Origin of the sequence: Corynebacterium haematomassiliense (assembly GCF_013978595.1) — a bacterium.
Taxonomy (GTDB): Bacteria; Actinomycetota; Actinomycetes; order Mycobacteriales; family Mycobacteriaceae; genus Corynebacterium; species Corynebacterium lehmanniae.
Map to the genome: position 1 here is coordinate 1062988 of NZ_JACDTZ010000001.1, position 13584 is coordinate 1076571.

The 13584-nt window shown below is 64.1% G+C and carries 14 protein-coding genes; 4 read left to right on the plus strand and 10 right to left on the minus strand.

What is annotated here, in order from left to right; all coding sequences use genetic code 11:
* The first annotated feature begins 13 nt into the window (after positions 1–13).
* Both H0193_RS05085 and H0193_RS05090 read left to right on the plus strand, forming a co-directional pair.
* Entirely contained in the window at positions 14–1345 is a 1332-nt protein-coding gene (locus H0193_RS05085) for a UDP-glucose dehydrogenase family protein (RefSeq protein WP_181888847.1), read from the plus strand.
* 77 nt (positions 1346–1422) lie between these two features.
* On the plus strand, positions 1423–1695 hold the full coding sequence (locus H0193_RS05090; protein ID WP_181888848.1) for a hypothetical protein: 273 nt from the start codon (positions 1423–1425) through the stop codon (positions 1693–1695).
* A gap of 12 nt (positions 1696–1707) precedes the next feature.
* Here the strand turns inward: H0193_RS05090 and H0193_RS05095 are convergent, their stop codons facing one another.
* From H0193_RS05095 to H0193_RS05125, 7 genes are all read right to left on the minus strand, one after another.
* The gene (locus H0193_RS05095) at positions 1708–2631 is read right to left on the minus strand and encodes a Ppx/GppA phosphatase family protein (RefSeq protein ID WP_181888849.1); all 924 of its coding nucleotides are present in this window, start codon (positions 2629–2631) and stop codon (positions 1708–1710) included.
* Positions 2628–3185, minus strand: coding sequence for a DUF501 domain-containing protein (locus H0193_RS05100; protein ID WP_181888850.1), 558 nt, complete (start codon positions 3183–3185; stop codon positions 2628–2630). Before H0193_RS05100 ends, H0193_RS05095 begins: the two co-directional genes overlap by 4 nt.
* Before the next feature lie 175 nt (positions 3186–3360).
* Positions 3361–4026, minus strand: coding sequence for a septum formation initiator family protein (locus H0193_RS05105; protein ID WP_181888851.1), 666 nt, complete (start codon positions 4024–4026; stop codon positions 3361–3363).
* A 135-nt stretch (positions 4027–4161) separates the two neighbouring features.
* Positions 4162–5082 carry a nucleotidyl transferase AbiEii/AbiGii toxin family protein gene (locus H0193_RS05110; protein ID WP_181888852.1) on the minus strand — a complete coding sequence of 307 codons (921 nt, stop codon included), beginning with the start codon at positions 5080–5082 and terminating at the stop codon, positions 4162–4164.
* Entirely contained in the window at positions 5069–5905 is an 837-nt protein-coding gene (locus H0193_RS05115) for a type IV toxin-antitoxin system AbiEi family antitoxin domain-containing protein (RefSeq protein ID WP_181888853.1), read from the minus strand. The genes H0193_RS05110 and H0193_RS05115 overlap by 14 nt, the downstream gene beginning before the upstream one ends.
* A gap of 159 nt (positions 5906–6064) precedes the next feature.
* Positions 6065–7339, minus strand: coding sequence for a phosphopyruvate hydratase (gene eno / locus H0193_RS05120; protein WP_181888854.1), 1275 nt, complete (start codon positions 7337–7339; stop codon positions 6065–6067).
* Between the two features lie 60 nt (positions 7340–7399).
* Positions 7400–8206 (minus strand): lytic transglycosylase domain-containing protein, encoded by an 807-nt coding sequence (locus H0193_RS05125; RefSeq protein ID WP_181888855.1) that lies wholly within the window; start codon positions 8204–8206, stop codon positions 7400–7402.
* A 302-nt stretch (positions 8207–8508) separates the two neighbouring features.
* On the opposite strand from H0193_RS05125, the gene H0193_RS05130 reads away from it, so the two are divergent.
* Entirely contained in the window at positions 8509–8925 is a 417-nt protein-coding gene (locus H0193_RS05130; protein ID WP_181888856.1) for a hypothetical protein, read from the plus strand.
* A 40-nt stretch (positions 8926–8965) separates the two neighbouring features.
* Here H0193_RS05130 and H0193_RS05135 read toward each other — a convergent pair whose 3' ends face one another.
* Entirely contained in the window at positions 8966–9571 is a 606-nt protein-coding gene (locus H0193_RS05135) for a MazG nucleotide pyrophosphohydrolase domain-containing protein (protein ID WP_181888857.1), read from the minus strand.
* 34 nt (positions 9572–9605) lie between these two features.
* Here H0193_RS05135 and H0193_RS05140 point away from each other — a divergent pair, with 34 nt between their 5' ends.
* On the plus strand, positions 9606–10253 hold the full coding sequence (locus tag H0193_RS05140) for an 8-oxoguanine DNA glycosylase OGG fold protein (RefSeq protein WP_181888858.1): 648 nt from the start codon (positions 9606–9608) through the stop codon (positions 10251–10253).
* A 410-nt stretch (positions 10254–10663) separates the two neighbouring features.
* Here the strand turns inward: H0193_RS05140 and H0193_RS05145 are convergent, their stop codons facing one another.
* The gene (locus tag H0193_RS05145) at positions 10664–11533 is read right to left on the minus strand and encodes a DUF3800 domain-containing protein (protein WP_181888859.1); all 870 of its coding nucleotides are present in this window, start codon (positions 11531–11533) and stop codon (positions 10664–10666) included.
* 18 nt (positions 11534–11551) lie between these two features.
* On the minus strand, positions 11552–13582 hold the full coding sequence (gene dnaG / locus H0193_RS05150; protein ID WP_181888860.1) for a DNA primase: 2031 nt from the start codon (positions 13580–13582) through the stop codon (positions 11552–11554).
* Between the last annotated feature and the right edge of the window lie 2 nt (positions 13583–13584).

The following is a 13584-nucleotide window of genomic DNA, read 5'->3' on the forward strand; positions in this document are numbered from 1 at the left end:
CATAATAGACACCATGCAGATGACTGTGATTGGCACTGGTTACCTCGGCGCGACGCACGCGGCGTGCATGGCTGAATTGGGCCACGAGGTGCTGGGTGTGGACGTTGACGAATCCAAGATTGAGGCGCTGAAGAACTCCAAGGTGCCGTTCTACGAGCCGGGCTTGCCCGAGGTGCTCGAGCGCAACATCGAAGCAGGCCGCCTTGGCTTTACGACGGACTACGCCGAGGCCGCCACCTTCGCGAACGTGCACTTCATCGGTGTGGGCACCCCGCAGCAGCGCGGCTCCTACGCGGCGGACACCCGCTACGTCGAAGCTGTTATCGACAATCTGGTGCCCCAGCTCGAGGGCGAGCACCTGATCCTGGGTAAGTCCACCGTCCCGGTCGGCACTGCCGCCGCGCTGCAGCAGCGCGCCGACGAACTTGCCGCCGAGCACGGCAACAAAGCCAGCGTCGAGATCGCGTGGAACCCGGAGTTCCTCCGCGAAGGCTACGCGGTCAAAGACACCATCGAGCCGGACCGGATCGTGCTAGGCCACCGCGCCGAGAACTCCCGCGCGGAGGAGATCGGCCGCGAGGTCTACGCCACCCCGCTGGAGAACGACACCCCGTTTATCGTGACGGATCTGCAGACCGCGGAGCTGGTGAAAGTCTCCGCCAACGCCTTTTTGGCCACGAAGATCTCGTTTATCAACGCCGTAAGTGAGGTGTGTGAGAACGTCGGCGCGGACGTGACCCAGCTTGCGGACGCCATCGGCTACGACGACCGCATCGGCCGCAAGTTCCTGGGCGCCGGCCTGGGCTTCGGCGGCGGGTGCCTGCCCAAGGACATCCGCGCGTTCATGGCGCGCGCCGGCGAGGTCGGAGCCGACCAGGCACTGACGTTTTTGCGCGAGGTGGACGCGATCAACATGCGTCGCCGCCAGCGCGTGATCGACCTGGCGCGCGAGGAGCTCGGCAGCGTTATCGGCCGCAACATCACCGTGCTCGGTGCCGCGTTCAAGCCGAACTCGGACGACGTGCGCGACTCGCCCGCGCTCGCCGTGGCCGGCCAGCTCTCGCTCGCCGGAGCGAGCGTGCGCGTCTACGACCCGCAGGGCATGGACAACGCCCGCAAGGTTAATCCCACGCTTGACTACGCCGTCAGCCTCGAAGACGCCCTACGTGGCACGGAGCTGGTCATCCTCGCCACCGAATGGCAAGAGTTCAAGGAGATGGATCCGGTGTGGGCGGCGGAGCTCGTCGACAAGCAATTGCTTATCGACGGCCGAAACGTCCTCCCCGTCACCGACTGGCAAAGCGCAGGTTGGAAACTAACTGCGCTTGGGCGAGCTGCAAAATAAGTCCTATTCAATCGTCTCATCCCACCTTCAACGAAAGCGTTGAAGGTGGGGTTTTATAAAACGGTAGAGTAATTGCCATGTACCAATACGTTGTCGGGGCCGCCGCCGGGTATGTGCTCGGCACGAAAGCCGGCCGGAAGCGCTACCACCAGATCGTCAACGCCGCGCAAGCTGTCGCTAACTCGCCGGTGACCAAGCAAGTCACGGCCTCTGCTCGCCGAGCGATCGCGAACAAGATTGATCCGGAGCCGCGCATGCGCGAGGTCAAAGACCTGCGCAAGGGCAAGAAACTGCGCGGCAAGTCGGACAAGCAGATCGACGACACGATCTACGAGCCGGATCAGGACTAGAAGCATCCGCCCCTAGTCTTGGACAAGGCCTGCGACGATCCCGTCGAGGATGTCCTTCTCGCTGATGACGAAACTGGTCGCGTCGGCTTCGCGCTCGAAGGCGTCCATGAGCTGCTCCACCACGGTGGAACCGGAGCCGATCACGTCGGCACGGCCGGGGTGGACAACAGGGTTTTCCCGGCGCTGCTCCGCGGTCTTTGAACGCAGGTCCGCGGTCACCTTGCGCAGCCGGTCGAAGGGGATCTCCGACATGTGAATGCGCTCAGGGTCGTAGGATTCCAGCCCCTGCGCTAGCGCGGAGAGCGTGGTAAAGGTGCCGGCGCAGCCGACGAACGTTTGCGCCTTAGCGAAAGGCACGGTGGCGGAGGCGGTGGTGACGTTGTCGTCGATAAGCTTTCTTGCCTCGGCGGTCTCCTCTGCTGTGGGCGGGTCGGTGCGCATGATGCGCTCGGTGATGCGCACACACCCCATTTGGGTGGACACGGCATGGCCCTCCATGACGAACTCGGTGGAGCCGCCGCCGAGGTCGATCACGCAGAACGGGCCGCGAGCGGGGTCAATGTCCGCGGTAGCGCCGGCGAACGACAGCGCCGCCTCCTCCTCACCGGAAATCACCTCCGCGACTGCACCGGGCTGGATCTGACCGAGGAGCTCGCGGGTCATGGCGAAGAAGTCCTCACGGTTGGCGGCATCGCGGGTGGCGGAGGTGGCCACCATACGCACGCGGGTGACGTGTTCGCGCTGCATCTCCTCGACATAGTCCGCAAGGGCCACGCGGGTGCGCTCAATCGCCTCTGGTGCGAATTGGCCGGTCTCGTCGACGCCCTGGCCGAGGCGGACGATGGTGTTGCGGCGTGAGACCTCACCGGTGTCCGTGTCGTGGATGAGCAAGCGGATGGAGTTGGTGCCGCAGTCCACGGCAGCCACGCGCGTCATGCCAGCCCCTCCCCTGCTTCGGCAAGGGTGATGCCGAGGTCCTCGAGGGTGGGCCAGTCTGCGGGGATGGCGGTGCCGCGCAGGTCACCGTGCTCGGCGGCCAGGGCCACGGCTTCCGTGCCGAAACGGACGCGCTCCGGACCTTCGGCAAGCGCGTAGGCGATGAGCACGTGGAGGCACTTCACGCGCTCGGGCATGCCGCCGCCGGAGAAGTCGGTGCCCAGGTCCTCGATGGCGTTGCGCTCGGCGAGGAAGTGCTCGTGAGCGGCGAGGTAGTCAGCACGCAGGTCTTCCCCTTCGTCGCTGTCGGCGTTGAGGCGGTTTTCCATCCACTTCATCACCTGAGCTACTTCGAGACGGGAGGCCTCGGCGGTCAGGCGCGGGTCGGTGAGGTAGTAGAGGGTGGGGAACGGGGTGCCGTCGTCGAGTTTGGGCGCGGTCTTCACAACTGCCGGTTGGTTGTCCGGGGTGGTGTACGCGATGGCGAGCACGCCGCGGGGAATGCGGCCGAGCTGCTCGGCAACGATGGCGAGCTGGTCGTCTGATGGCTTCATGCGTCTATTGTCCCATGACATCTCGCCCGTTCGAGCATCATGTAGTTGCTTGCCAAACCAGCTAGAATCCTTGAATGCGTGGCCGACGGTTGACGCTGCTGCCCCACAATCGAGTCGAAGGGCACCATCTTTGGGTTCCACACAAGCCCCACCCGTCGGCCACGCGTTTCGCGTATCAGGGCGCGTCCGGAGCATCTAGCGCAGGGGCAGGCGTTTCCGGTGCCGGTGCTTCGGGCGCGCCAGGCTCGGGCGCAGGTCCCTCCGGAGCCGGAACTTCTGGCGCTGGGGCTTCGGGCGCGGGGGCGGGCGGAGCGTCGTCGATAGGCGGAAGCTCCTCCCCCGGAACCTCGCGGAGGGAATCCCACATCACTTCCGGCCAGGTGCGGGTGTCGGGGATGTCGTCCTTGCCGGTGGTGATCGCCTCGGGGGCGGTCATGCGGGGGTCGATGATGCGCCAGGCGGTCTCGCCTTCTTCCATGACGCCGAGGCGGCGGCGGGCTTCCTGTTTGAGGAAGGCGTCGTCGTCGTACATGGCGATGTCGTCCTCCAGGGCCTGCTTTTGGGCCTCCAGGCGGGCGATGGATTCGTTGGCGCGGGCGATCTCGGCGCGGCCCTCGTAGAAGTTGCGAAGCGGGGCCGCGATGGCCAGCAGCACGAGGATGAGCACGGCGATGAGGATGACCACGCTGGCCATGTCCTGCTTCGGAAATGCGATGGCCCTGCCGCGCTGCTTGCGGCGCGCGGCGCGCTCGGCGTTTTCCCGGTCGCGGCTGGCCACTGGCACCTTGCTTGGGCGGCTGTGCAGGCTGGGCGTTTTGCGGCGTCGCGAGGGGTTGGTCATAGTCAGCAGATCCTACGCCACAGTGGCAATTGGCTGGCCGAGACGCGCTCGGGGGTTCACACGCTACGAGGTGCACCCCCGAGCCAGAGAACCGATTTTGAGGTCTTGTGCTTCACTCCGGCTGGCATGTACGGGTTATTGCCAACTTTGTTTGTCGGGATCCCAGCGAGAATCTGTGATTTCCCCATCCAACACAGGGTTAAGCACGCTGGATGCGAAAGCCATCGCGTCAGAGAAGTCACGGTAGCGATCAGGCAAGCCGAAATAGGTTTCTGCCCGGCTGCTGTACCCGGTCGTCCAATTCTGCGGCGCCCACATCGCCTTTGGGATCTCGATTCTCCTGCGCTGCGCTTCATGCTGGCACGCAGAAACCAGTTTCTGCGCCGAGATCGGTTGGGTGAGCAATATGGTGATGATGTCCGCTAGGTCGTGATAACGGGTGCTATCCCCGCTGCGATGCTCCTCCCGCATTGCACAGATCTTGTCCGCGAGCTGTGACTCAATCGCAGTAGCGTACACAACAAAAGGAGCGAGCTCCTCAGCGATGAGTTCGTCTAATACAGGTCTGAGCTCCACCCGCTCGTGTGGCTGTTGCGTGTGGCGCTGCTCAGTCAAGTCCAGACTGAAGGCCTGAAACACAACTGCCCCCGTCATCGCGTCGATTTTCACTTCATAGGTTGGTCCTCTGTAGCCATTGTCGCTTTCTGGTCGTTTCAGCTGGACGCTTCTCACCCGGTAGCCCAGCGGACCTTGTCCGGGACGTTTGGCAATCTGATCCATCTCGGCCTCAATGACTGCAAGCGGCCCAAGCTCGGGGATCCGAGCGAGATCAATATCGGTGGTCGTACGTCCCTCACCATTTCGCATCAGCAGTGACGCCCCTCCTTTGAGCACCCACTCATCGGTTCCCGTCTGAAAGACTCGCTCCAGGAAACCCTCAAACGCGATCTGGTAGCGAATCAAATCGCTCGGCAGACCGCGATGCTTCGCTCTCTTCGCGATAGCTTGGTTGATCTTTCTCTGTCTTTCCTTGCTCTCGCGCCTACTTATCACCATTGGGACGCCATTCCACAATCTCTTTCAGACGCTTTTCTAGAGGGTCCGACATGCGTTCCAAGTATGTAGCAATTGCCACAATGTTCTCTTGGAATGCCTTCAACGTGCCCGCGTCGTAAAGCTCGTCCACCGTCAACCCGGTGCCGTGGACGAACCGGTTTCTCCGCTCGACGATATCTTCCACGGAAGACGCTTCGGCGCTGAGTTCGGAGACTAGCTGCATGCCCGTTTTCGCCCCGTAGGAACGAGCGGCCGGAGTCAGTTTCTCGGCGAGGTCGTCGATACGCACGTTTTCCTTCCGCAGAGCGTCCGCAACAAGGTCGGCCAGGTATCCCCTTTCGATCTTTTGTTCAGCCAGGTCGCCGACCGTCCTGGTAACACTTGTCACTGGCAGACCGTTTACTGAGACGATGTCTGCCTCTGCAAACTCCCGGCGAGTGTAGATACGGATCCCCTGCTGCCGCGTCTGCTTCGTGCTACCCGTTGAGAACGTGAGTTTCGGCGGGATCAAACGCCCAATGCCGTGGATGCGCGCCGCAGACTCGTGAGTGACCACGACGGGCCACTCATCCTCCCAGCGCTCGTCGATGAACTTCTTTGGCTCGAGCGACAACCACGCCGCACGAATTTCATCCTCGGGCCCAGCCTGGTGGGAAGGCAGCAGGTACACCCCATGCCGCGCTCGCTCCAGGTCACCCTTTTCCGCCAATCGCGAAAGTTGCAGCCTCTCGACGCCCTCCCGGCCAGCCTGTGCCGTAGTCACGATCCCCCACTGATCGGAGGCGACCATCTCCAAAGTCGCGAGCACGTCCGCTTGCTCCATACGTCCCTCCGTCACTTTGTATCGTTTTTGGCTGACGATTGTATCACACATAGAGATACAATCGTCAGTTCAGATTGATACAAACGTCAAACAGTGGGACCAAAAGGAGGCCCCGCGCCGAAAACGGGCGGGGCCGAAGGTGCGTCGATAGGCAGGTGCTTACTTGAAGCGCGGGAACGCGGAGCGGCCCGCGTACTCAGCGGCCGGGCCGAGCTCCTCCTCGATGCGCAGGAGGCGGTTGTACTTGGCCACGCGCTCAGAGCGGGCCGGCGCACCGGTCTTGATCTGGCCGCAGGAAAGCGCCACCGCCAGGTCCGCGATGGTGGTGTCCTCGGTCTCGCCAGAGCGGTGCGACATCATGGTGCGGTAGCCGTTGCGGTGGGCCAGCTCCACGGCGTCGAAGGTCTCGGTCAGGGTGCCAATCTGGTTGACCTTGACCAACAGCGCGTTGGCGGCGTTTTTCTCAATGCCCTCGGCCAGGCGCTTCGGGTTGGTGACGAAGAAGTCGTCGCCGACGATCTGCACCTTGTCGCCCAGCTGCTCGGTGAGAGTCACGTAGCCGTCCCAGTCGTTTTCATCCAGCGGGTCCTCGATGGAGACGATCGGGTACTGCTCCACCAGCTCGGCGTAGACCTTGATCATCTCCTCGGCGGAGTGCTTGCCGCCCTCGAAGTTGTAGGCGCCGTCCTCGAAGAACTCGGAGGAGGCGACATCCAGGGCGAGCGCGACGTCGTCGCCAAGCTTGTAGCCGGCCTTCTCAATCGCCTCCACGATCAGGTCCAGGGCCTCCTTGGTGGAGCCGACGGACGGGGCGAAGCCGCCCTCGTCGCCAAGACCCGTGGACAGGTCCTTGGACTTCAGCACGCTCTTGAGCGCGTGGTAGACCTCGGCGCCCATGCGCAGCGCCTCGGTGAACGTCTCCGCGCCGACCGGGGCGATCATGAACTCTTGGACGTCCACACCCGAATCCGCGTGCGCGCCGCCGTTGAGGATGTTCATCATCGGCACCGGCAGCACGTGCGCATTCGGGCCGCCGATGTAGCGGTACAGCGGCAGCGCAGCCGAATCCGCCGCGGCCTTCGCCACAGCCATGGACACGCCCAGAAGGGCGTTCGCGCCCAGCTTCTTCTTGTTGTCGGTGCCGTCGAGCTCGAGCATGAGCGTATCGACGATCCGCTGGTCGTCCGCCTCAATCCCCGCCAACTCGTCCGCGATGGTCTCGTTGACGTTCTCGACAGCCGTCAGCACACCCTTGCCGGCGTAGCGCTCGTCGCCGTCGCGAAGCTCGTGCGCCTCGTGTTCGCCAGTGGACGCGCCGGACGGCACGCCAGCGCGGCCGTGGGAGCCGTCCGCGAGCAGCGCCTCCACCTCCACAGTCGGGTTGCCGCGGGAATCCAGGATCTCGCGGGCGAAGATGTGCATGATGTCGGCCATGGTGACTCCTTGCGTGGGTCGAGTGCTGTCTTACCGCGTACCAGCTTAGCCCGGGTTTGGCTAGCGGTGTGCCGGTTGGTTCATGGCGTAGTTCGCCGCGGCGTCGCGGACTCTGGCCACGTAGTCGTTGGACTGGTTGTAGGCGAAAATCGCCTGGCGCCATCCCTCCTCCGTGGCCAAGTCGCGCGTGGCGCCGCCGGAGTTGCACAGCAGGTTGGCCGCGCCGAGGGCGGCGTCGTCGATCTGCTGCGGGTCCGGGTGGCCGTCGCCGTTGGCGTCGCGACCGTAGCGCGCCCAGGACTCGGGGATGAACTGCATCGGGCCGACGGCGCGGTCGAACTCGGGGTCGTTGTCGAAGGCGCCACCGTCGGTGTCCGTGACGTGGGCGAAGCCGTCGCCGTCGAGCTTCGGGCCGATGATGGGCGGCTCCGGGTAGCCGTCTTGGTTTAACTGGGAGTTGTTGAAGTGGCCCGTGTAGGTGCCGTGGCGCGTTTCCACCCAGCCGATACCGGCGAGCGTGTTCCACTGCAGGTTGCAGGCCGGCCACGAATCGGCGGCGATCAGCGCAGCGTTGGCGTAGGCGCGGATGGCCTGGCCGGAGACGTTGGTGGCGTTGCCGATATCCTGCGACCAGTCAAAGAGCAGGTCGGAGGTCCGGCCGGGGCCGTGGACGTCGATAGGCGGGGGTGCTACGGCGGCTGGCGGCGGCATGGTGGTGGGCACCGGCTGCAGCGGCTCGTGGCGGTCCGGGGTGGAAAACGCGGCGATGAGCCACGCCACCAGCGCGACCACCATCACCACGGCGGCGGCCGCGACGAGGACACCCGCGCAGCCGCACCCGCGCGCTACTCGCCTGGCTGCTGACATGACCGGAGAGTGTACCGCGCGGGTGGTGGCGAATGGTGAACGCGCCGGTAGCACATACCCGCGTTGGGTTTTGTCGCAGTTAGCCTGAATTCAGCGGGCGCTTTGGGGCGGGCCGGCGTTAGTCGAGCTGGGGTTTCGCGCGGCCGTTTTCAGGTTTTCATCTACGCGAGCCAATCCGCATACCTCCACCCCAGCCGGCAAGCCGGTTCTTCACCACTTTGGACACTTTCGCCACACGTGTCACTTGTTTAACATGTATGATTCTCCGCGACCTAGTTTCTTCCCCGAAAGGACCCCTCCCAATGCGCCGTATCGCACCCCTTGCCGCCGCTGGCCTGTTGGCCGCGGCCGCCATCGCCTCCCCCGCCACCGCCCAGGCTCAGACGCAGTCGCTCGAGCTGATCAAGCTTCTCAACGGCAACATCGCCACCGCCAACTGCGACGCCCTGCGCGTCGGTTTGACCTCCACCAACATGGTCGGCCCGGATACTACCCGCTCCCAGCTGGTTGCCAACGTGAACAACGTCGTGGGCAAGGACGCCACCCTGCGCCTCGCCTCCGCCTCCACGGTCGGCGCGCTTGCGGACCGCGCGCTGGAGTGCGGCATCGTCAAGCCGGACCCGGCCACCCCGCTGGACCAGTTCTTCGCCATGAGCTCCCAGATGTCCTCTCAGGCCAACCTGCCGGACATCCGCAACTACATCGGGGCGCTGCGCTAAACGCGCCGTCTGGCTGGCGCGCTGCGCTAGCGCTTCTCGGCTACTGCTTCTCGGCGGCCTTGCCTTCCTCCCACAACCGGTCCTGGGTGGCTTTGTCCACGGGGCCGGTTGAACCGTCGAAAAGGTAGGGCGCGCGGCGGCGCATCTTCTGCACGAACGCGTCAGCCACGTCGCCGAAATCGAACGCTCCGGTCTCCTGCGCGATTTCGGCGTGGAACAGGATTTGGAGGAGGAGGTCGGACAGTTCGGACTTTAGATCGTCGATAGGCAGCTTGCGCTCGATTGCCTGCGCGACCTCCTCAGCCTCCTCCCGCAGAAACGGCAGGAGGCTTTCGTGCGTCATGGCCTGCTCCCACTCGCCGCGGCGGCGGGCGGCGTGCATCGTGCGGGTGGCCTGGAACACCGGGTCATCGAGGCTATCGACGCGTTCCGTGGCCGCCCCGTCTTTCTGCCAGCGCAGGACCTCCGGGTCGTCCGGCTCCGTGGAAATCAGCCAGCGGTCCGGGCCGCCTTCGACGTTGAGGGCCCAGCGGACGTCGACAGGCACCTCAGGCGTGAAGGCGACATCGCCGCTGATGCGGCCGGCGAGGTGGAGGGGGATGAGGGAGGGCCAGCGGGGGTCGAGAAGCAGGACGGTTGCGGTCATGGTGGGCAAGTCTAAGGGCTCTAAGATGGAGCGCATGACTCAGATTGCTCAAGCCCTCGAGACCGTCAAACCCACCGCGCAGGACGCGCTCGGCGACTCCGTGACCTTCTCCCCCATCCGCTGGAAAACCGGGTGGCCGCACCACCTGCGCCGCGTGCCGCCGTTCCGCGACGACGCCACCGCCTCTATCACCCGCTCCGAAGTGTTCGCGTTCGGCGAGGACGTGCGCGAGTCCGGTTTTGCGCGTGAGCAGATCATCGACTTCCTGGGCGCCTGCTTCGCCTACGTGGCCGGCCAGTCCAACCAGGTGATGCAGATGCAGGCGTTCCTGCGAAACAAGGGGAATGCGTCTCAGCTACTGGCGGCTGTGCGGAAGCTTGACGGTGTGGGTGCTGTTGAGGCTTACGGCGCTTTGGTCGCGACTGGCCTGCCGCCGAAGTTCGCCTCCGCCGTGGCGTACTTCCTGGCTGGGGAGCAGGAGTCGGGTGAGGCTTCGAAGCCGGTGATCATTTGCTCCAACCGTGCAAAGGTGGCCGGGCTGGCTAAGGATGCCGACTGGACCGCTGAGGAGTACGGCGAGTATTTGGCCGCCCTGGCCTCCGCGCGCGACGCTTACGACGCATCGCTGCCGTTGGACGCCGTGGAGTGGGCCCTGCGCGAGTTCGCCCGCCGCTCCGAGTAGGGGGTTTGGGGGGCGGGGTTTTTGGCGCACTCGCCGCCACACAAACCGGCTACCCACAACCGGCTTCCAGCGGTTTTTCTGCATGGTAGCCGGTTGTAGGTAACCGGTTTCCTCATGTAGGCAAGATCCCACCGAAGGGCCCACCCAACTTTTCGTCCGGCACCACTCGCCCACGGATGTTGTGTTTTTGGAATGTGGCAAATATTTGCCGCATTCCAATTTTCGGTGTACCCGCCCCCTACCGGTTGCCGCGGAAAGCGCGGTCGTTGAGGTCGCGGCGGGCCTGCTCGTCGTCGGAAGGCCGCATGCGCTGGGCCTTGACCTCACACCCACCCAATCATTATCATTCGAGATAGACCGAGAGGGGCGCTACGTACCCCGTTGCAGCAATGCACTCGGTCTCTTTCCCTTTATCGACTGTCAGTGTCGAACGGGAAAATGAGGTTTGGAGTTCCATCGCTTTTCCACTCCAGCTTTTGTTTCTGTGTGAACTGCATTTCCCAGCCGTGAACTTCTCGGTCTTGGGTAGTCCATGGTGCAGTGCGTGCTGCAGGCATTTGGACAGTGTCCAGGTTGCTGAGAACCTTGAGGCCTCTTCCGATGACCGAGTGCGGGTATCCGACCGCAGACCTTGCAAATGTTCTTAGATACCCTGGGTCGCCGTGGTTTATATGCCTTGAAAATCCACCGGCCACGAGGTCTGCTATCTGGATGCCAATACTTTCCTCAGACGGCATAAATGCGATGGTGTCGGCGATTCGGTCATATTGAAAAAATGGTGAGCCCTGACGCAAACTTTCGCGAAGGGCTTTGTCTTCCTTTCGCTCTTCGTCCATCAATACGAGCCCGGAAGTTCCATGCTTTTGGCAGTTCAACTGAACTCTCTCCAGCAGGAGCGTCAGCGCTTCCGAAATTGCGCTTTGATCGCCACTTAAGCGCTCTTTGTTAACCCCAACGCAGAGAGCTTCAGCGGACGGAATAGATAAGGCTGCTCGGAGACAGGAATAGACCAAAGCCCTTCGTTGATTCATCTCCGTCAATCCCGAGCGAAGCATCCACTGAGGTTTTGTTGGCTTGTTATCCCTGAGAGTTGCAACGTGATGAAACTTCAACTCAGTCGGGTAGCCAAGCTCCATCCCGTAGAAGCGAGCTTGCTGGGTTACTGCCTTTTTCAGCAAAGGCAGATCGTCGCTGTCGATCCCGAATCCTGCGAGAACAAAAAACGGTTTCCCCTTCCCTGGAACCCGCGAACCGGAATCGTCAAAGTAAAACAAACGCAAGATCGAGCTCCTCGGGTGCTACCGGTTGCCGCGGAAGGCGCGGTCGTTGAGGTCGCGGCGGGCCTGCTCAAGCGCGACGAGGTCGGAGAAGAGGGCGTTGTAAGCCTCCTCGTCGTCGGAAGGCCTCATGCGCTGGAGCTGGGATTTCAGCTGCGCGATCTGCTGGCCCACGCGTGTTTCCTGCAGGCGCGAGAGCACGGAGTCGGCGTATTCGTAGAGGTCGTCGGCGTGGATGGGTTCGACGGCCAGCTCGGAAACGAAGTTGCGGCCGGCGTAGTCGCGCATCTCGCCGGCGACCGCAGCGAGGAAGTTCGAGGCGTCTGGGGCGCCAGCGGCGGTGTTGTCGGGGGTGGCGCCCGGCGCGGAGCCGGTGCCCGGCGCGCCCGCACCCGCGGCGGCTGCGGCAGCCCCGGCGCGGGCGCAGCCGCCGGCGGCGGTAATGGCCTCGCGAACCTGGTGGTACGCGTCGTGGGTGAAGGCGTCCGGGTTGATGCCGTCGAAGTAGTTGCCGGCCGCCGCCGGATGCTGCAGGGCCAGCTTCAGGGCTTCGCGCTGGGGCCACAGCACTGGGTCGTCGGGGCGCGGGGGGATGAGGATCTCGGACTGCGCGCCGGAGCTGTCGGGGCCGACGGCAGCACCAGCACCGACGCCGCCACCCGCGCCGGCGGCGGCCGCTCGCGCCGGATCCTTTGGTGCGCGCTTCTGCTTCTTCGGCTTCTTCGCCTCGGCGCGGACCTGCTCCAGCACCTCGTCCGGGTTCGGCCAGCCGACCCAGCCGGCCAGTCGCCGGGCGTACTCCTGTTGGAGCACTTTGTCGGAGATGGTGGCGACGACGGGGACGGTGCGTCGTAAGGCTTGCACGCGCCCCTCGGCGGAATCCAGCGAGTAGTCCTTCAAAAGCGACTCGATGACGAACTCGTACACGGGCACGCGCGATGCGACGAGGTCGCGCAGGGCACCGTCGCCGCGCGCAAGGCGCAGGTCGCAGGGGTCCATGCCGTCGGGGGCGACCGCGACGAAGGACTGGGCGCCGAACTCCGCATCGGTCTCGAAGGCGCGCATGGCGGCCTTGCGGCCGGCCTCGTCGCCGTCGAAGGTGTAGATCAGCTCGCCGCGGAAGAAGCTGTCGTCGAGCATGAGGCGGCGGATCAGGCTCATGTGATCGCCGCCGAACGCAGTGCCGCAGGTGGCCACCGCCGTATCCACGCCCGCGGCGTGCATGGCCATCACGTCCGTGTAGCCCTCCACCACCACCGTCTGGTGCTTCTCCGCGATGTTCTTCTTCGCCTTATCGATGCCGAACAGCACCTTCGACTTGTGGTACAGCAGCGTGTCCTGGGTGTTGATGTACTTGCCCAGGCGGTCGTCCTCGAACAGCTTGCGGGCGCCGAAGCCGATGACGTTGCCGGCGGTGTCCTTGATCGGCCAGATCAAACGGCCGCGGAATTTATCTAACGGGCCGCGTTTGCCCATCGAGGACAGGCCGGCGTCGATAAGCTCTTGCACCTCAAAGCCCTTGCGCAGAAGGTGCTTGGTCATCGGGTCCCACGCGTAGGGCGCGTAGCCGCATTCGAAGTCGTAGATGAGCTCGCGGGAAAAACCGCGCTTGAGCAGCATCTCGCGCGCCGGGGCGGCGTCGGCGGTCTCCAGTTGCTCGCGGAAGAACTCGTGCGCCGCCTTGTTCGCCGCCAGCAGGCGCTGGCGCGTGCCGCGGTCCACCTTGCGAGCGCCCGTCGAACCGCCCTGGTAATTGATGTGGTAGCCGATGTGATCCGCCACCGCCTCGACTGCCTCGGGGAAGGTCAGCTGCTCCATCTCCATGAGGAAGCTGAACACGTCGCCGCCCTTGCCCGTGGAAAAGCAGTGGTAGTAGCCGTGCGCGGGGCGGACGTGGAAACTCGGGGTGCGCTCGTCCTTGAAGGGGCTCAGCCCCTTCAGCGAGTCGTGCCCGGCAGGTTTGAGCTGCACGTACTCGCCGACGATCTCATCGAGCGGCGCGCGCTGACGGATAGCCTCAATGTCGCTATCCGGAATTCTGCCCCTAGCCATGG